At 69.5% G+C, this 17,379-nt stretch carries 18 protein-coding genes; 9 read left to right on the top strand and 9 right to left on the bottom strand.

What is annotated here, in order from left to right; translation table 11 throughout:
• Positions 1-13: 13 nt before the first annotated feature.
• Positions 14-1,810, bottom strand: a complete 1,797-nt coding sequence (locus tag ALI144C_RS41580; protein ID WP_076992691.1) for an FAD/NAD(P)-binding protein — start codon at positions 1,808-1,810, stop codon at positions 14-16.
• Positions 1,811-2,059: 249 nt separating this feature from the next.
• On the opposite strand from ALI144C_RS41580, the gene ALI144C_RS41575 reads away from it, so the two are divergent.
• On the top strand, positions 2,060-3,064 hold the full coding sequence (locus tag ALI144C_RS41575) for a hypothetical protein (protein WP_076992690.1): 1,005 nt from the start codon (positions 2,060-2,062) through the stop codon (positions 3,062-3,064).
• A gap of 91 nt (positions 3,065-3,155) precedes the next feature.
• Positions 3,156-3,713 carry a hemerythrin domain-containing protein gene (locus ALI144C_RS41570; RefSeq protein WP_076992689.1) on the top strand — a complete coding sequence of 186 codons (558 nt, stop codon included), beginning with the start codon at positions 3,156-3,158 and terminating at the stop codon, positions 3,711-3,713.
• A gap of 66 nt (positions 3,714-3,779) precedes the next feature.
• Here the strand turns inward: ALI144C_RS41570 and ALI144C_RS41565 are convergent, their stop codons facing one another.
• On the bottom strand, positions 3,780-4,304 hold the full coding sequence (locus ALI144C_RS41565) for a hypothetical protein (protein ID WP_076992688.1): 525 nt from the start codon (positions 4,302-4,304) through the stop codon (positions 3,780-3,782).
• A 112-nt stretch (positions 4,305-4,416) separates the two neighbouring features.
• Between ALI144C_RS41565 and ALI144C_RS41560 the strand changes: the two genes are divergently transcribed.
• Positions 4,417-5,598 (top strand): sensor histidine kinase, encoded by a 1,182-nt coding sequence (locus ALI144C_RS41560; protein ID WP_076992687.1) that lies wholly within the window; start codon positions 4,417-4,419, stop codon positions 5,596-5,598.
• On the top strand, positions 5,595-6,212 hold the full coding sequence (locus ALI144C_RS41555) for a response regulator (protein WP_076992686.1): 618 nt from the start codon (positions 5,595-5,597) through the stop codon (positions 6,210-6,212). Before ALI144C_RS41560 ends, ALI144C_RS41555 begins: the two co-directional genes overlap by 4 nt.
• 20 nt (positions 6,213-6,232) lie before the next feature.
• Here ALI144C_RS41555 and ALI144C_RS54965 read toward each other — a convergent pair whose 3' ends face one another.
• The 5 genes from ALI144C_RS54965 to ALI144C_RS41525 form a co-directional block, all read right to left on the bottom strand.
• A complete protein-coding gene (locus ALI144C_RS54965) occupies positions 6,233-6,730 on the bottom strand; it encodes a hypothetical protein (RefSeq protein WP_143231167.1) in 498 nt (165 codons plus the stop codon).
• A gap of 85 nt (positions 6,731-6,815) precedes the next feature.
• Positions 6,816-8,312 (bottom strand): amidase, encoded by a 1,497-nt coding sequence (locus ALI144C_RS41540; protein ID WP_143231166.1) that lies wholly within the window; start codon positions 8,310-8,312, stop codon positions 6,816-6,818.
• Between the two features lie 39 nt (positions 8,313-8,351).
• Complete coding sequence (locus ALI144C_RS41535) at positions 8,352-9,269, bottom strand: DUF2207 domain-containing protein (RefSeq protein ID WP_076992683.1); 918 nt, start codon at positions 9,267-9,269, stop codon at positions 8,352-8,354.
• Between the two features lie 67 nt (positions 9,270-9,336).
• Positions 9,337-9,681 carry a VOC family protein gene (locus tag ALI144C_RS41530; protein WP_076992682.1) on the bottom strand — a complete coding sequence of 115 codons (345 nt, stop codon included), beginning with the start codon at positions 9,679-9,681 and terminating at the stop codon, positions 9,337-9,339.
• Positions 9,682-9,696: 15 nt separating this feature from the next.
• Positions 9,697-10,557 carry a helix-turn-helix domain-containing protein gene (locus ALI144C_RS41525; RefSeq protein WP_076992681.1) on the bottom strand — a complete coding sequence of 287 codons (861 nt, stop codon included), beginning with the start codon at positions 10,555-10,557 and terminating at the stop codon, positions 9,697-9,699.
• A 102-nt stretch (positions 10,558-10,659) separates the two neighbouring features.
• On the opposite strand from ALI144C_RS41525, the gene ALI144C_RS41520 reads away from it, so the two are divergent.
• Positions 10,660-12,039 carry an MFS transporter gene (locus ALI144C_RS41520; protein ID WP_076992680.1) on the top strand — a complete coding sequence of 460 codons (1,380 nt, stop codon included), beginning with the start codon at positions 10,660-10,662 and terminating at the stop codon, positions 12,037-12,039.
• 20 nt (positions 12,040-12,059) lie between these two features.
• On the opposite strand, the gene ALI144C_RS41515 is transcribed toward ALI144C_RS41520, so the two are convergent.
• Positions 12,060-12,818 (bottom strand): DUF998 domain-containing protein, encoded by a 759-nt coding sequence (locus tag ALI144C_RS41515; RefSeq protein WP_076992679.1) that lies wholly within the window; start codon positions 12,816-12,818, stop codon positions 12,060-12,062.
• 151 nt (positions 12,819-12,969) lie between these two features.
• On the opposite strand from ALI144C_RS41515, the gene ALI144C_RS41510 reads away from it, so the two are divergent.
• From ALI144C_RS41510 to ALI144C_RS54955, 4 genes are read left to right on the top strand one after another with little or no spacing between them, the layout of a single operon-like run.
• Complete coding sequence (locus ALI144C_RS41510) at positions 12,970-13,950, top strand: ABC transporter substrate-binding protein (RefSeq protein ID WP_237774564.1); 981 nt, start codon at positions 12,970-12,972, stop codon at positions 13,948-13,950.
• Complete coding sequence (locus ALI144C_RS41505) at positions 13,947-14,891, top strand: FecCD family ABC transporter permease (RefSeq protein WP_237774563.1); 945 nt, start codon at positions 13,947-13,949, stop codon at positions 14,889-14,891. Before ALI144C_RS41510 ends, ALI144C_RS41505 begins: the two co-directional genes overlap by 4 nt.
• On the top strand, positions 14,888-15,847 hold the full coding sequence (locus tag ALI144C_RS54960; RefSeq protein WP_076992676.1) for a FecCD family ABC transporter permease: 960 nt from the start codon (positions 14,888-14,890) through the stop codon (positions 15,845-15,847). Before ALI144C_RS41505 ends, ALI144C_RS54960 begins: the two co-directional genes overlap by 4 nt.
• A complete protein-coding gene (locus tag ALI144C_RS54955) occupies positions 15,844-16,623 on the top strand; it encodes an ABC transporter ATP-binding protein (protein ID WP_076992675.1) in 780 nt (259 codons plus the stop codon). The genes ALI144C_RS54960 and ALI144C_RS54955 overlap by 4 nt, the downstream gene beginning before the upstream one ends.
• Here the strand turns inward: ALI144C_RS54955 and ALI144C_RS41490 are convergent.
• A complete protein-coding gene (locus ALI144C_RS41490) occupies positions 16,602-17,363 on the bottom strand; it encodes a sugar phosphate isomerase/epimerase family protein (protein WP_076992674.1) in 762 nt (253 codons plus the stop codon). The genes ALI144C_RS54955 and ALI144C_RS41490 overlap by 22 nt on opposite strands.
• Positions 17,364-17,379 lie beyond the last annotated feature (16 nt).

Here is a 17,379-nt window from a genome sequence, read left to right as displayed (position 1 = left end):
GTATCGGTCGGCGTCAATCGAGTTCGAGCACCGAGCGCAGTTCGCGTGGCGTCACGGACAAGTCGTTGAGTTTGATCACGGCGGCCGTGTTCACCGCGTGCCGCAACGCCTGGTCCGCGATCGGTGCGGGCATCGCCTCGCGGATGGCGGACAGGCTTTCGTCCAGCCGCGCCGCCAGGACCTCGCGGTTCGCGCGTCGCCGGGTGGACATCCGGTGCACGTCGAGCATGACCGAGCGCTCGAACGCCTGCCGGACCGCGCTGTCCGGTGCGCCTGCCAGGTCGACGGGTCGATCCTCGTAGCAGGATTCCAGACGGCGCAGGACGGCCGCCGCCACACCGACCGAGTGGTTCTTGATCGCGGCGAGGTTGAACGCGAACGCGCCCATCCGCCCGTACCGCACGATCTCGTCGCCTTCGCGAGGCGCGCCGACCACGGAGACTCGCGCGGACGCCGTGCCGGTCGGCCCGACGAGGGTGCCGAGGTCGTCCACCTCCACCCCGCGGCCGGTCCGCCGGTGGGGCACGGCGGTTCCCGCGCGCAGGAGGTTCTGCCAGAGCGTGGACCTGACCCGTTCGTAGTCCGGCTCCCTGCCGAAGTTCGCGATCACCAGATCCGCGTCGATCCCCGTGTCGCCCCTGGTATCGCCGACGAACACCGTCAACCCGCCGGTCGCCGTGGTCGCGATCCGGTCGACTTTCCCGGTGACGAGCGAGATCCGCCCGTCGGCCATGGCCGCGTGGACGATTTCGGTCGTGTACGCGACCGCGCTGACCCGCAACGTGGCCAGCAAACTCGAATGACTGTCCAGCAGCGCGCGCAGGTCCGGCGACGGAATGCGGGCGAGCACTTCCGGCAGGTGCGGTTCCCACGACTTGGAAACCCGTTCGGTCACCACGGCTTTCGCCACGTCGGGGTGTTCGTCCTCGACGATGGCGCAGATCCGTTCCCACTCCTCGCACAGCAGTCGCACGATGTTGTCGCGGCCCTCGTAGCCGTCGTTGTGCAGTTTCGGGGACGGCAGGTCGAGCACTTGGTGCTGGTGGTCGGTGGGATAGGTCCGCAGGGTTATGCCGGACCGGGAGATCATGTGGATCTTGCCGGTGTGGCCGCGCCGCAGCAGGAGCGCGGCGGAGTCGTACGCGCTGAGCAACGTGCCGACGATCGCGACCGCGGCTTCCGGGTGGATGCCGAGGATCCGTTCCACGCCCGCCTGGGAGTAGGGGTGCCGGACGAAGGCGGGGTGGTCCGCCACGTCGGCGGCGAACGGCAGATCCCGTTCCTGCAGGCCGGTCGCGATGACGACGTGGTCGGCCAGGATGGTGCCCGCGTCCGGGGAGTCGCCGATGACGACCCGCACCAGGTCGCCCTCGCCCTTCACGTCGACGACCTCGCCGTCGACCTCGACCAGTCGCACGCCGTCCGTGGCCTCCCGAGCGGCTGCGGCGAGGCGTTCAGCGAGGTAGTCGGCGTAGATCCGGCGTGGCGCGGGCCCCGGCTCGGTGAAGGTGAAGTCCCGCCACTCGGCGGGCCAGTCCGCGCGGTCGGCCTCGTCGTTGGCCCACGCGACGAAGTCGTCGACGTCCTCGCGGAACATCGCCATCCGGCCCGCCTGGATGTTGAACACGTGGTGCCATGGGTTGCCCGCGCTGTGGTAGGCCACACCGGCGTTGCGGTGCTCCGGGCGTTGCTCGACCAGCACCACCTCCACCGGTTCTCGCGCGAACTGCAACAGGCGGACGGCGGTGGCGACGCCACCCAAGCCCGCTCCGACGATGACCACCCTGCGAAATCGGTCGGGGGATCGCACCCGTGGCACTCCTGTCCTGTCCGGCACGGCAGGTGAGGGACGTATTTCTCGGCTCGACGAGATTCAATCGCGCCGGTCGCCGGTCGTGCTACGGGCGGCCGTGGGATGACGGCGTTTTCCTCCCGCGTCGCTTTCGCCCCATTCGTGCCGCCGGTTGTCGGCATACCGCTGCGGCCCGGATCGGGGCATGCGACGATGATCACGGCCGGTCACCTCGGCTAAGGGAAGAACCACTGCTGGGGGAACGAGATGCTCGTTGTTCTGTTCATCGTGATCCTGATCGCGGTGTTCGGGTTGCTGAACGTGTTCACGTTGGTGTTGCCACGGCAATTCCTCAAGAAGCGCCAGGACGTGAAGAACGCCGAGCGGCAGGCGTTCGCGCTGAGCCAGGGCTGGTACTTCCAGCCGTACGCGCCGGAGGTGCTCAGCCGCTACGGGTGCCCGCCGTTCACCGAGCGTGGCGACCGCCGGGTGGTCTTCGGCCTGATCACCGGCCAGGTCGACGGGATGCAGGTCACGACGTTCGACTACCAGCGCCGCACCAAGAGCACGTCCTACAGCGCGGTCGTCTACAACGACACCAACCAGGTCGTCACGGTCTGGACGGTCAAGCTGCCGAAGGCGTTGCCGTACCTGGAGCTGAGCACCCGCAAGCTGTTCATGGGCAACGCGACCGAGGTGCGCACCGCCGACCCGGAGTTCAACAAGCGCTTCGTGGTGTCGGACGGTGACGTGAACCTGGCCGCGCAGCTGCTCACCCCGCAGGTGACCGGCACGATCCAGCACCTGCGGCTCGGCGACTGGACGATCCACGGCGACGAGCTCGTGTACCCGATGGTCAACACGATGACGAGGACCACCGCGCAGGAGATCGTGGACACCGCCCGGTGCGTGGTCGCGTTGGTCCGCGCGTTCCCGGCCGAGGTGTGGGGCGGCGCCCAGTTGCCTGCTCCGCAGACCCCTGCCACCCAGGTCCCGGCCGCCGCACCCATGTCCCAGCCGATGCCCGTGCAGCAGCCCATGGCACAGCCGATGCCACCACAGCAGGGGCAGTATCCGCAGCCGGGCGGTTGGCAGCCCCAGCCCCAGCAGGGATACCCGCAGCAGCCGGGGTACCCGCAGCCCGGATACGCCCAGCCGGGGTATCCGCAGCCGCAGCCGGGATATCCCCAGCAGAACCCGTGGTCCCAGCACCCAGGCCCCCAGGGGCAGCCGCCCAACGGTGGTTACCCGGCGGCTCCGCCCCGGTACTGACCGTTCGTCACACTCGATGTGAGGCAGTCGGTGCGTGATGGCGGCCAGGACGGGTAATCCCTCTACTGGATGACCGAGTAGGAGGAGACCCATGACCGACCGCCGAGAGGACGAGAACGTCATCGCGCTGCTGGAGCGCCAGCACGTCGAGATCCGCACGTTGTTCGAGGTCGTGGAAAGCGCGACCGGGGACAAACGCCGGGACGCGTTCCACGACCTCGTACGGCTGCTCGCTGTGCACGAGACCGCCGAGGAGGAGGTGGTGCACCCCGAGGTCCGCAACGTCGATGGCGGCGATGCCGTGGTGGACGCCCGAGTCGGGGAGGAGCACCGGGCGAAGCGGTTGCTGTCCACGTTGCACGACTTGGGGCCGGACGCGGAGGGCTTCGACATCCTCCTCACGGAGCTGAAGGCGGACGTGCTCGCACATGCCGAGCACGAGGAACGGGAGGAGTTCCCGTTGCTGCGCAAGCTGCACGACGAGGACAGGTTGCGTTCCATGGCTGGTGCTGTCCGTGCCGCCGAGATGATCGCGCCGACGCGGCCGCACCCGGGTGTCGAGAGCGCGACCGCGAACCTCTTGCTCGGACCGCCGTTGGCGATCATGGACCGGGCCAGGGACGCGATCCGCTCGGTGCTCAAACGGTAGTGGTGAACGGGCGCAGCAGGCCGGGCGTCACGTCCTGGGCGATGGTCAGCGCGGTGCTGTGCACGCTCATGCCGACACGTCCACGGGCGTGGTGCGGCGGGTGCGTACAAGCAGCACACCGGAACGAGCGAGCACCATCGCCAACGCCATGAACAGGAAGGCGTTGGCGTACGTGTCCTGGCCGCTGATGCCGTGCTCGATGCTGAACATGACGATGTCCTCGGCGAACCAGTGCTCGGCGCCGTACGCGAACACGACACGCGCGGCCGACAACACCACCCACACGGCTGCGTAACCGAACCCGCCTCGGGTCATCACCCGGCCGTCGGATGCTCGCTCCACTACCAGGAACTTCGCGGCGACGACGCCCGCCAGCACCCCGGCCCCGATGCCCGCGAGCTGCAGCGGTACGTCGTTGCCCCCAGTCGGCAACGACCGGACGAAGATGCCGCACACGATGACGACCGCGAGCAACGACCGCGCCAGCCGCCACCTCGTCAACGCGCGGTGTCCAAGGTCGGTGGCGAGCACGATCGCCAGGACGGAGACACTCGCGATCAGGGCTATCCAGAATGGACTTGCTTCTTTCACGAGTCCTCACGCTAGGTACGCCCGTGGTGCCGTGGTGTCAGCCGACCGTCGTCATCCCGTGTCCACCGGTAGGTGGACAACGGACCCGGGCATGTCCTGATAGGACTGTGGGGTGAACCGTTCGCAGACCGAGGCGCGCATCCGCTGGTTCGCGCTGTGGGACGGCTACCTCTCCGTCGCCTACGCGGTGGTGCTTGTGCTGTTGCTGATCGCGCAGAGCCCCGCGACGGGGCGTACGGTCGCCATCGGCGTGCTCACCCTGCTCGTGGTCTGGTACGCGGCCTTCGGCAGACGCGCGATCCTCAAGGAGGCGCGTGCGGTCCGTTTCGCGGTCGGCCTGATGGTCGGCTACGTCGTGGCGGTCGCCGCCGACCTGACCGCGACGTTCGCCCTGTTCGGCGTGGTGCCGCTGCTGGTGATGAGCATGCCACTGCGGGTGGCCATGCCGTTGGTGCTGGTCGCGCACGCGTGGCCAGTGACGTGGTCGGTCCTGGTGTGGGGCGGCGTCACGGCTGATATGTCACGTCAGTTGCTGTTCCTGCTCATGGGCGTCGCGCTGGCCATGTTCCTGGGCTTGTTCGTCACACAGGTCGTGCGGCAGTCACGGCAACGCGCTGACATGATCGAGGAGTTGCGCGAGAGCCGGGAGCGGCTGGCGGCGTTGTCCCGTGAGGCGGGTATGGCGGCCGAACGCGAACGGCTGGCCAAGGAGATCCACGACACCCTGGCGCAGGGCCTGACCAGCATCAGCACCCTGGTGCAGGCGGCCGAGGCGCAGATCGAGAGCGCGCCCGACAACGCCCGCGAACACTTGCGGCTGGCCCGCCGGGCCGCTGACGAGGGCCTCGCGGAGGCGCGTGCGTTCGTGGCCGCGGGGACGCCGCCGCTGTTGAAGGAACACTCGCTGGGGGAGGCGCTGCGCCGGGCGGCGAACGCGTTCACCGAGCGGCACGGCATCGACGTGGCGGTCAGGACGTCAGGGCGTGACCAGGAGGTGCCCACCCGCGTGGCGGTGGTCGTGCTCCGCGCGGCGCAGGAGTCGCTGTCGAACGTGGCGAAGCACGCGCAGGGTGCGGACCTGGTCAAACTGGCCCTCGAACTGACCGAGGACGAGGTACACCTGAATGTGACGGACAATGGTCCGGGCTTCGACCCGGCCGCCCAGACCGGTGGGCACGGCCTGCCGGGCATCCGCGCCCGCGCCGTGGAGGCGGGCGGCGCGGCGGACATCACCAGCGACCCGGCTGGGACGACCCTGTCGGTGACGATTCCCTACTACCAGGCGACGACATGATCCGCGTACTCGTGACCGACGACCACCCGATAGTCCGCACCGGCCTGATCGCCACCCTGGAGACCGAGCCGGACATCGAGATCGTCGCCGAGGCCGGGTCGGGTGCGGAAGCCGTGGCGCTGGTGCGGCTGCACCGGCCCGAGATCGTCATGCTGGACCTGCGCATGGACGGTATGGACGGCGCCGACACCACCCGCCACATCCGCGAGATCTCCCCGGAGACGGTGGTGATCATCGTGACCACGTACGACGACGCGGCCGACATCCTGCGCTGCATCGAGGCGGGCGCCGCCGGGTACATGCTGAAAGGCAGTTCCCGGACCGAACTGGTCGACGCCGTGCGCGCGGCGGCCGGTGGTGCCACGGTGCTGACGCCGTCGTTGGCCCCGGCCCTCTACCGCGCCAGGGGAGCCGAGGCGACCACGCTGTCCACCCGGGAGCAGAGCGTGCTCAGGCTGGTGGCCAAGGGGATGAGCAATCCCGGTATCGCGGCCGAGCTGTTCGTCGCCGAGGCGACGGTGAAGACGCACCTGTTGCGGATATTCAAGAAACTCGGTGTCTCCAGCCGGACCGCGGCCGTGGTGACGGCCAAGGAACGCGGCCTGTTGAGGTGACCTGCTTCCCTCCCGCGTGATCACCCGGGGTCGCCGAGTTGGAGTACCAGCGCGGGTTTGCCGTCGACCAAGGTCATGCCGACCTCGATCTTGGGGAATCCCTGGAAACTGAAGGCCCCGCGGCCGCCCGGCCCGACGGTCGACGTGGCGCCGCCACCTCCGGGGTAGGTGACCTGGTAGGTGAGGCTGTCCGCGCTGATGGCCGTCACGCGCATGGACGGGTAGTGCAGCTTCTTCGCGTCCAGCCGGATGGTCGCCGGCTTGGACAGCAGCAGCACGCAGTCGCCGTCGAAGCAGTCCTTCACGTTCGAGCTCGCCGGGGCGAGCGGACGCGTGTTCGTCGACGGGGTTGTTGTTGTCGTTGTCGGTGGTGCACTGGTTGTGGTCGGGACGGTGGTGGTGGTTTGCGGCGTGGTCGTCGAGGGTGCGGATGCCGGTGGCTGCGCAGTCGGCGCTTGGTTGCCGCAACCGGACACGACCAGAGCGATGGCGGCGAGAACAGTGATATGACGGCGCATGGTCCGGTTTGTACGCCGGTTTTCCGGGACCGGTCCCGCGTGACGCCGTGCTGGTACGGCGCTGGGCGGGCCAACCGCGACGCCGTCACCGGCAGAAGGGCGGCTCATCCTGAGCCCACGGGTGGGCGGCTTCGAGCTGGGTGGCCAGTGCCAGCAGGGTGCCTTCGCCGCCGAGACCGGCGACGAACTGGACCCCGAGCGGAAGCCCCTGTGCGGTGCGGTGCAGCGGAACCGACATGGCCGGGCGGCCGGTGATGTTGGCCAGCTGGGTGTAGGGGACCGGCGCGAGGTTGGTGATGATCTGGTCGTTCCACGCCTTCGTCTTGCTGAACGCGCCGATCAGCTTCAACCGTTCCAGCGTCTGCCCCAACGCGCGGACCGCGGGTGGCGTGTCGAGCTCGCCGACTCGGACCGGCGGGCGCGCGAGCGTCGGGGTGAGCAACAGGTCGTAGCGTTCGTGGAACGCGGCCAACGCACGCGTGTAGCCGTTCCACCGAAGGTGCGCGGCGACGTACTCCGGCGCTTTGACGGCCCAGGCCGAGGCCGCGAGCATGCGGGTGTCGAGTTCGAAGTCCTCGAGCCTGGCGCCGTGTTCACGCTGGATCTCCGCGATGATCGTCGCGGCGTTGGCGCCCCACCCGGTGAGGAAGTCACCCGCCATCCGCCTGCCGTCGATGTCCGGTTCGGCTTCCTCGACGTCATGGCCGAGCTGCGTGAGCACGGTCGCGGCATGGCTCACCGCCGCGACTGCTTCCTTGTCCACCGGGGTGCCGAGCGGGGAGCGCGTCGTGTACCCGACCCGGAGCCTGCCTGGTTCGCGAGCGGCGAGCTCGGCGAAGGAGACGTCCGGCCGCGCGGCCAGATACGGGCCGCCGAGGTCCTGCGCGGCGGTCAGGACGTCCAGCATCGCCGCGGTGTCGCGGACTGTCCGGGAAATGACGCCATCCGTTGCCGCGCCGTGGAAACTCTCGGCGCGGCGGGGGCCGCTCGACAGCAGTCCCCGGCCGGGCTTGAGCCCGAACAGCCCGCAACACGCGGCGGGGATGCGGATCGAGCCACCGCCGTCGCTCGCCCCGGCGACGGGCACGATACCGGCGGCCACGGCCGCGGCGGCGCCGCCCGACGACCCACCTGGGGTGTGCCGGGGGTTCCACGGGTTGCGGGTCGGCCCGGTCGCTTTCGACTCGGTCACCGCCTTGGTGCCGAACTCCGGCGTCGCGGTCTTGCCGAAGACGACGAGCCCGGCGTCCAGCCACCGCTGGACGGTCACGCTGTGCGCGGCCGCGACGTGCCCGCGCAGCGACCACGAACCCGACCCGGTCGGCAGGCCCGCGTAGTCCTGCCCCAGGTCCTTGAGCAGGAACGGCACCCCGGCGAGAGGACCCGACAGCGGCCCTGCCGCCCGTTTCCTGGCGATCTCGTACATCGGGTACACGATCGCGTTCAGCTTCGGGTTGACCTGCTCGGCGCGTTCGATCGCCACTTCGAGCAGGTCGGCGGCCGTGACCTCGCCCCGCGCGACCAGCCCGGCCAGTCCGACCGCGTCAAAACGCCGGTACTCTTCGTAGTCGACCACGATCAACCCTAACCAGAGTGTCCTCTCAGTCCGGTGTGACCGCGCTCACCAGCTGCCGCTGCCTCCGCCGGACGAACTGGACGAGCTGCCGCTGTCGGACGAGCTGCTGCTGTCCGAGGAACTGCTGCCCGACCAGGTGCTGCCGCTGTCGTACGAGGAGTGGTGACCGCCGCCTGACCGGCGCCCCCTGCCCGCACTGGCCAGCAGCACGATCAGCAGGCCCACGATGCCGAGCCCGAACACCCACCCGAAGGCCGACGAGCCGCTGGTCCGGCTTGAGGACCCGGCGGAGGCCGGGGTGGTGCGGCTGGTGGCCGGTGGTGACGTCGGCCGCGTCGAAGTGGGCAGGGCAAGGCCTGCCGCGGGGAACGTCGCCGCCACCAACACGACGTCGCGTGCGACGAGGTTCTTCTGGCTGACGCGGACGACGTTGCCGTCAGCGGAAGCGGCGCTGTCGCATGGCGTCGTGCCGGACACCGTGCAGGAGCCGAGAGTCGCGGCCGCCGGGGCGGTGATTGTGCCGGTGACGGCGGCCACCGGCACGTCCCAGCTGCCGTCCACCACATGCCAGAACACCGCCGCGTCGGTCCCCCTCGACTCCGCCGCGACGGCCACGTCGTAGTTCAGCACGTAGGTGTGCTTCCCGGTCACTGTGACAGCGGGATCGCCGACGCGGATCACGCCGCCGGTCGTGGTCACCCCGGCGGGCGCGCCGTCCGGGCTGGACGCGGTCGCCTTCCCGATCATCTTCTTGCCCGTGACCTTGCGGGTGATGCCATGGCGGTCGTTGGCCCCGAAGTCGTAGACGATCGTCTCGGTGACGTGCGCACTGCCGTTCGCGGCGATGGTGACCGCCACGTCATAGGCAGAGATCCGTTCGCCCGGCTCCGCCGACGCCGCCGGGGCGAAAGCCAGCGCGGCGCCCAGCGTCCCGGCCGCGGCCAGCGATGCTGCTGCCCGCATGCTCGACCTCCCAGCGTCATGTCGGTTCGATCACCGCCTACGACGCAGGCGCCCACGCCCCGGTTCCCTACGGCGTAGGCCCCTGCGCGAGCGACAGCACATTGCCGTCCGGGTCCGGCACATCGACGTGGCGAACGCCGTTGCCGTAGGTCTCCACCGGGTCATGGGCGATGTCGTTGGCGGCCAGCCGGGCCATGATGTCGTCGAAGTCGGTCACCCCGAGCGTGATCATGGCCGTGCCGACGCCCTTGGCACGCAGCTCGCGGTCGTCGAGGACGACCCACGCGTTCGCACCGACCTGCCACAGGTACTCCTCGCCGATCACCTCGTCGGCCGGGCGCCCGAAGAACACCTCGTACCACGGCAGAGACCTGGTGCAGTCGCTCACCGGCACGATGCTGTACAAGTCCACTCGGACCACTCCCTGTCAGCTGGTTCGGAGGGTGGACCACGCCCGCGGCGAAAACTCATCGGGCACCAGCCGGGCCAGTGCCTCGCGAGCTGGGGAGCCGGGTGGTGCGGTCAGCGTGACCAGCATCTGGTCCGGTGCGCGGGCGACGTCGAACGCTTGCTGCGTCAACGTGATCCGGCCGATAGCCGGGTGGTGCAGCTCGTAGTCGGCGGCGTCGCACGGACGGATCCGGTGATCGGCCCACATCGTGGCGAAATCGGGGCTCTTGACCGAGAGTTCCCCGATCAACGCCGCCAGCGCCGCGTCGTCGGGATACCGGCCGGCGGCCAGGCGGAGGTTGCCGACCACCGCACGGGCCTTGCGGGGCCAGTCCGCGTACAGCTCCCGGGTGCGTGCGTCGAGGAACACCAACCGGGCCATGTTCGGCCGGGACCGCACGTCGGCGTCGAGATGACCGGCGAGCAGGGCGTGTCCGAGAGCGTTCCACGCCAGCACATCGGCACAGCGGCCCTGCACGAGCGCGGGCACGCCGGACATCATCGCCAGCAGATCGAGCGTGGCGGGCAGGACACGTTCCGGTGCGGGCCGAGCGGCCACGGCCCGGCGGGGCGCCGAGGCAAGGCGGCGCAGGTGTTCGCGTTCGTCCCGATCGAGCCGCAGCGCCTCGGCGATCGAGTCGAGTACCGGCCCGGACGCGCCGCGTGACTGCCCCTGCTCGAGGCGGGTGTAGTAGGACACGCTGATCCCGGCGAGCTGGGCGAGTTCCTCCCGCCGCAGACCGGGCACGCGGCGCCGCTCGCCGATGGGGGACAGCCCGACGTCCTCCGGCCGCACCTGTGCCCGCCGGGCCTGCAGGAACTCGCCGAGGACGCTCATGGTCCCGAGTATGCGCGATCCGCGCGTGCGCCGGCCACACCCGCTCAGTGGTAGGAAAAACCGGGGCTGGGCGGGTGCCGCCGCCGTCGCCAGAGTGGCGGCGTGATCACCGAGAAGAGTCGCAAGTGGTGGGTGCTGACCGGGGTCGGCATCGTCAGCTTCCTCGGCTGCGTCGACCTGACCATCGTCAACACGGCTGCCCCTGACATCAGCCGGTCGCTCGGCGCGAGCGTGCCGCGGACCCAGTTGGTGGTCAACATCTTCGTCGTCGCGCTGTCGATGTTCATGGTGGCGGCGGGCAGGTTGTCCGACCGGTACGGCCGCCGCCGCGTGCTGTACGCCGGGACCATACTTTTCGGACTGTCTTCCTTGGGTGCGGGGCTGGCGTCCGACGTGGGAACCCTGACCGCGTTCAGGTTCGTGCAGGGCACTGCCTGCGCCGTGCTCTACACCAGTTCAAGCACGATCGTGGCCGACGCGTTCCCGCACGCACAGCGCGGCAGGGCGATCGGGATGCTGTTCGCGATCAACGGGATCGGGCTCGCGGCCGGTCCCATGCTCGGCGGGTTGCTCGTCGGGACGCTGGGCTGGCACTGGGTGTTCCTGGTGAACGTGCCGCTCGTGCTGGTGGCACTGGCGATCTGCGCGGTCTGCCTGACCGAGTCGCACGGCACCGACGACAGCGCGCTGGACTGGCCGGGGCTCGTGCTGCTCGTGGTCGCGCTGGCCGGGTTGATCTTCGGTGTCACGTTCGACGACACGTTCGGCTGGACTTCGTGGCAGGTGCTCGGGTCGATCGTTGCCGGGGCGGTTGCGTTGGCCGGCTTCGTGCTGGTGGAAAGACGAGTAGCCGCGCCGCTCGTCCCATTCGGGTTGTTCGCCGACCGACGGTTCCTCGGTGCGGCCACCGCCGAGTTCGCGCTGGCGTTCTTCTACACCACGGCGTTGTTCCTGATGCCCTTGTACCTGACCGTCGTGCGTGGCTTCGACGGCCTCGCGGTGGGACTGCTCATGTTGCCGACGACCGCGACCGTCGCTGTCCTCTCTCCGCTTGTCGGCAGGGTGGTTGACCGCGTTGGCCCGCGGGTTGTGATCGTGACCGGCTTCGGTGCGTTCTCGTTGTCCGCGTTGACGCAGTCGAGCTTCGACACGGACACGGGCCTCGGGTTCGTCGTGGTCGCGTTCGTGCTGATGGGGATCGGCTGGGCGGGCGTGCTCGGGCCGTCCGCGGTGCTGGCGCTCTCGTCGGTGCCGCCTCGGACGGCTGGGCTCGCGGTCGGCGCGACCTGGACGATCCACAACTTCGGCGGGGCGATCGGGTTGGCCGTGGGGATGACCGTGTTCCGCGGGTTCGCCGGTGACGTGGTGCGCGCCGAGACGTTCGCTGCAGGCAACCAAGCGGCGATGCTGCTGCTCACCGGCGTGTCGGTGACGGCCGTTCTCGTACTGGTGGGTGGGAGATCCGGGCGGATCAGCGCTTGATCTCCACCTGGCCGTGGTTGCTACCGGACCGACGTGGGTTCCGCGGCGAAGTCCGCGTACTCGGGTGCCGTCTCGAAAGGCTCCGTGACGGGGGTGCTGGCGCGGCGGGCGAGGTGCAGTGTCGAGTAGAGCAGGCCGATGTCGACGGTGAGCGTGATCCGCTGGGTGAGGCCGACGGGCAGGATCGTGCTCAGCTCCGAGAAGGCCGGGACCTTGGCGATCAGGTAGCTGAGGCCGAACAGCGCCAGACCGGCCACGCTGTAGCGGGTCCAGCGGGTCAGTGCGGCGTGGTTGCGTGTCAGTCCGGGAATCCCCCGTGTCCGCTTGAGCAGGGAGAAACCGAGAACCGGGATGCTCAGGAACGCCGCGACGCACGCGTACTGGTGGATCTCGCCGCTCAGTGCGCTCGACAGTTCTCCGTAGGCGACGGGGAAGGCGGCTGCCAGTGCGAGGCCGCCTGACCAGCACCCGAAAAGCACCCGGGTGGTGCGGCTGAGCGGAATCCCGGCCGAGTTCAGTGCTGCCAGGGTCGTCGCCGAGCCGATCGCCACCAGCAGGATGCTGACCGACAGCAGGCCCGGCGCCTGGTCGGTGAACGCGTAGAACGACACCGCGTCCTGGAACGGGTTGCGACCGCTGACCAGGTGCAGCACGACGAACGCGAGCACGCCCCATGAGATCGCCGCGGCCGACATGACCAGCCACGGCTGCGTTCTGGCCGACACCGCGGTTGTCGGTACAGGGGTCGCCTGGCCCTGCGACGGAGACATGAACGTCATGGGAAGAGATTCGTCCACCGGGCCACCTGCTCGGAACCTAGCGAACACCCCAACCACTGGTGGAGGTAGCCCTACCTGACCCGGGGTTCTTGACCCCGCCCGTGTTGAACACGATAATGACGATCGTTTCCAACTGAGGTGAGGATCGATCGTGAAACGAGTGGCCCTGTTAGCCGTTGGTCTGCTGGTCGCGGGGTGCTCGACCCCCGCCGCCGATGGCGGACCCACCGCCCCGAGGGCGGACGCCCCGGTCATCGACCGGACAGTCCAGCCACTGGCCGCCGGTCTCACGGTCGCCGTCGGGGGCCGTGAACTGAAGCTGCCCAAGGCGCCGGAACGCATCGTCTGCCTGAACGGCCTGTGCGACGACGTGCTGACGGAACTGGACATCGTCCCCACCGCGACGAGCAACCCCACACTGCTGACGCATCCCGCGCTGCTGGGCGACCGTGGATCCGCTGTGCCGGTGGTCAAGGGCAGCTTCGGGTCGGAGGACGTCGAGAGCATCGGCGCGCTGCGACCGGACCTCGTGATCGGCCTGCCTGGCGTGCACGACCCGCTGCGCCCGGCGATCGAGAAGTTCGCGCCGCTGTGGCTGGTGGAACCGGCGACCTGGCAGCAGTCCCTGGAGTCCTTGCGGGCGCTCGGCGCCCTCACCGGCCGCACGGACGCCGCCATGCGCGCCGAACAGCGCTTCCGTGACAAGCTCGCCGCAGCGGTCACGGCAACGCACCAGAACGGCAAGGCCAAGCGGAAGGCCCTGCTGATGTACGGCAGCGCCGACTCGATCGGTGTGGACACCAACCAGTCCCTCAAGGGCGACCTGCTCGGTCAGCTGTTCACGTACCCGTTCCCCGCCAAGGGAACGGACGCGGCGACCGCGAGCAACTACAGCGTCGAAGAGCTGCTGGCCAAACAGCCGGACGTGGTGTTCGTGTACTCCTTGCTGTTCTCCGACAAGGACCGGACGCTCAGCGCCCAACTCGCGGACAACGCCGTGTGGCGCCAGATCCCGGCCGTCCAGCACGGACACGTCTACGAGATGCACGCGAAGCTGTGGGGGTCCGGCCGCGGCACCCGCAGTCTCACCGCCGTCATCGACGAGGCCGTCGCCAAGGTCCCCGGGAATTGACCCGAGCCGCATGGGTTGTTCTCGCGGGCGTGCTGATTGTCGGCTCGCTGATGCTGGGCACGCCCTTCGTGGGGATCAACCGGCTTTTCCAGTTGTCCGGGCTGGAGCAGATCGTCGTGGCCGAGGTCCGGGCGCCCCGGCTGGCGCTCGGACTGCTGGCGGGCGGAGCCCTGGGTGTCGCCGGTCTGATGCTCCAGGAATCGTTGCGCAACCCGTTGGCCGTGCCGGAACTGCTCGGGGTGTCCGGAGGTTCGGCTGCCGCTGTCACCATCTGCGTCGTGTTCGGACTGAACGTGCCCGGGGCGCCCTTGCTCCCCGCGCTTGTCGGCGCGGCCGTCGGTGCGGCGCTGACGCTCCTGGCGGTACGTGGCGCGGTCGGTCCCGAGGCCACGCTGCTTGTCGGTGCGGCCGTGAGTGCGGCGTTGCAGGCGGTGCTGCTGGCAGCGGCGGCACTCGCCGACTCACGTGACCAGGGCGTCCTGGTCAGGTATCTGTTGGGGTCGCTGACGGGCACTGACTGGACCGATGTCCTGGTGGTGGGCGTGGGCCTGGCTGTGATCGCTCCGCTGTCGGTGTTGTGCCTGCCCGCGTTGAAGGTGTTGCGGCTAGGTGACGAGACGGCGGCGTCCGCCGGGTTGAACGCCGGTCGAGCCAGGGTCCTGGTGCTCACGGTCGCGTGCCTGTTGATCGCTGTCGTGGTCGGGTTCTGCGGGCCGATCGCGTGGATCGGATTCCTCGCACCGCAACTGGCCCGTCTCGTGTCCACGGCGTCGGCGCACTGGTCCATGGTGTTCGGCGCGTTGCTCGTCGTCGCCGCGGACCTGGCCGCACGGACCGTGCTGTACCCGGTCGAGCTGCCTGTTGGCGGGCTGACCGCGGCCATTGGCGTCACCGTAGGAGTCTTTGTGTTGTTGCGCAGGCGAAAGCGTGTGCGCGGATGAGATGGCTCGGGGTGTTGATCGTGGTCACGGCCGCGCTCGCGTTCGTCCAGCTGCTCACCGGGTCGTCGATGTCGCCGGCCGAGGCGTGGTCCGCGCTGGCCGACGGGAACAAGATCATCGTCGAGCTGCGGGCGCCCCGCGTCCTCGTCGGGCTGGGCGCCGGGGCGTGCCTGGGGATCGCGGGCATGGTCCTGCAGTCGACGTTGCGCAACCCGTTGGCGTCTCCGGAGGTCACCGGCGTCGGGTCGGGGGCGATCCTGGGTGCGGTGGTCGCCACGACCCTCGGCGGGGACGTCTCGTCGCCGACGGGAATGGTCGTCGTGGCGCTGCTCGGCGGGTTGCTCGGCGGGGGAGTGCTCTGGCTGGTGGCGTCGGTGGGCGGGTCGGATCCCTTGCGGCTCGCCGTGATCGGCATCCTGCTGTCGGCCGTGCTGTCCGGGTTGACGTTGATCCTGCTCACCGCTCGCCCGCAACTGGCGGGCGCGATGACCCGGTGGCTGGTGGGCAGCCTGAACGGGCGGAGCTGGGAACATTGGTCGGCGTTGTGGCCGTGCCTCGTCGTCGGTCTCGGCGGCGCGTTGCTCGTGACGGCTGTTCTCGGCGTGCTCGCGGTCGACGACGACCACGCCAAAGCCGTCGGTGTGTCGGTGGTCCCGTGGCGGATCGTGGTCCTGATGCTGGCTGTGCTGACCACGTCGGCGGCGGCCGCCTCGACAGGCGCGTTGGTGTTCGTGGGTTTGCTGGCGCCGCACGCCGCACGTGCGTTGGTCGGCAGCGATCAACGGATCGCGTTGCCGGTTGCCGCTGTCGTCGGCGCGGCGACGGTGTCAGCCGCCGACATCGTGGCGCAGAACGCGAATCTTCCCGCCGGTGCGATCACGGCGGTGGCCGGTGCGGTGGTGATGGTGCGGGTGGCCAAACGGACGTCCACCGCGACAGTCGGAGGAGCACGATGATCGAAGCGACGGACATCACGGTTCGTTTCGGCCCGAAAACAGTGCTGGACAAGGTCTCGGTCACGGTGGAGCAGGGCACGTGGCTGGGTCTGGTCGGCCGCAACGGGTGCGGCAAGTCGACGTTGCTGCGGGTGCTCGCTGGCCTGCACACCCCGGCCGACGGTGTCGTCACCATTCAGGGAAAGCCGTTGACCGCACTGTCCCGCAGGGAGGTCGCGCGCCGGGTGGCTGTGCTGTCCCAGTCGATGCCACCTGTCGGCGCCATGACGGTCAGGCAGCTTGTGCGGCAAGGACGATACGCCGTGCGCGGCCCGTTGGGCATGTTGGCCAACGGTCAGGACAAGGCCGAGCACACGGCGATGGCCGACACGGCGATGCTCGACCTGGCCGACGCGCAGGTGGATCGCCTGTCCGGTGGTGAACGGCAACGCGCCAGGCTGGCGTTGGCATTGGCACAGGACGCACCTGTGCTGCTGCTGGACGAACCGACGACCTACCTCGATGTGCGGCACCAGCTCGAAGTGCTGGAGCTGGTACGCCGGTTGCAGCGGGAACGCGGGCTCACGGTGGTGACGGTGTTGCACGACCTCAGCCAGGCCGCGAGGTACGCCGACCGGATCGTCGCCTTGCGCGACGGAGTGGTCCACACGCACGGGCCCGCCGATGAGGTCGTCGACGCCGAACTGCTGCACGCCGTCTTCGGCGTGAAGGGACGCGTGTGGCGGGACGACCTCACCGGCAAGCCGATGTGTTCCTACGACACCGCCGTGAGCTGACGCAACGTCGTGGCGTCACGGACCACCGCGTCGACGTCGTCGTCTTCCACGAATTCGAGCAGGATCTCGACGGTGTCCTTCGTGGTCAACAGTTCGACGACCGGACGCCAGAGGTCCTCCCGCGCGGCAAGGGGAAGCCGCTCGGTGTACCCGTCGGGACCCCACGAGAACGCGTGCACCGAGGCCAACGCGGGCAGCAGGGCACGCACCTCGGCCAGGCACTGCCCGACGATCGGGGATTGCCGCGGCTGCCAGTGCGCCACCAGGTCGGTCGAGCCCGCTTCGACGTACATCGCCAGCGCCGAGTCGATGTCGTCGGTCAGCGACTCCACGTGGTACTCGACCGTGACCGGGATCCCTTGCTCCCCGGCGACATCGGCGCACCGCCGGAGCGCGGACGTCACCTCGGCGCGGTAGTGCGGTGCCGCGTCGGCGGACGCCCGGGTCCCCGCCCAGACCCGGATGCGCCGTGCCCCGAGTTCCACAGCGGTCTGGACCAGTGCGGGGAACTCGGCCGGGTCGCTGTCGCCCGGCTTGTGGTACGAGCCGTACGTCCCGACCACGAGTCCGTTGTCGTCACAGAGCTTGCGCGCTTGGGCCGCTGCCGCCAGGTCACCGGCCGGGACGTGGATGTCACCGCCCCACTCCACGACCCCCAGCCCCGCGTCGGCGGCGATGGCGGCCACGTCGGCGGCGGACTTGTGCCGCAGGGTCACCGATGCCAGTCCAACCTCGATCATGTACAGCCTTTCTCTC

Origin of the sequence: Actinosynnema sp. ALI-1.44, from assembly GCF_001984155.1 — a bacterium.
Classification (GTDB): Bacteria; Actinomycetota; Actinomycetes; order Mycobacteriales; family Pseudonocardiaceae; genus Kibdelosporangium.
The sequence above is the reverse complement of the archived record's forward strand: the minus strand, read 5'-3'. Positions and strand labels throughout refer to the sequence as shown.

Bases quoted from the DNA above. Each gene is read 5' to 3' on its own strand.
- ALI144C_RS41575 (WP_076992690.1), top strand. From the start codon at position 2,060: ATGCTCGTTGTTCTGTTCATCGTGATCCTGATCGCGGTGTTCGGGTTG.
- ALI144C_RS41570 (WP_076992689.1), top strand. From the start codon at position 3,156: ATGACCGACCGCCGAGAGGACGAGAACGTCATCGCGCTGCTGGAGCGC.
- ALI144C_RS41555 (WP_076992686.1), top strand. From the start codon at position 5,595: ATGATCCGCGTACTCGTGACCGACGACCACCCGATAGTCCGCACCGGC.
- ALI144C_RS54965 (WP_143231167.1), bottom strand. From the start codon at position 6,730: ATGCGCCGTCATATCACTGTTCTCGCCGCCATCGCTCTGGTCGTGTCC.
- ALI144C_RS41535 (WP_076992683.1), bottom strand. From the start codon at position 9,269: ATGCGGGCAGCAGCATCGCTGGCCGCGGCCGGGACGCTGGGCGCCGCG.
- ALI144C_RS41525 (WP_076992681.1), bottom strand. From the start codon at position 10,557: ATGAGCGTCCTCGGCGAGTTCCTGCAGGCCCGGCGGGCACAGGTGCGG.
- ALI144C_RS41515 (WP_076992679.1), bottom strand. From the start codon at position 12,818: ATGACGTTCATGTCTCCGTCGCAGGGCCAGGCGACCCCTGTACCGACA.
- ALI144C_RS54960 (WP_076992676.1), top strand. From the start codon at position 14,888: ATGAGATGGCTCGGGGTGTTGATCGTGGTCACGGCCGCGCTCGCGTTC.
- ALI144C_RS54955 (WP_076992675.1), top strand. From the start codon at position 15,844: ATGATCGAAGCGACGGACATCACGGTTCGTTTCGGCCCGAAAACAGTG.
- ALI144C_RS41490 (WP_076992674.1), bottom strand. From the start codon at position 17,363: ATGATCGAGGTTGGACTGGCATCGGTGACCCTGCGGCACAAGTCCGCC.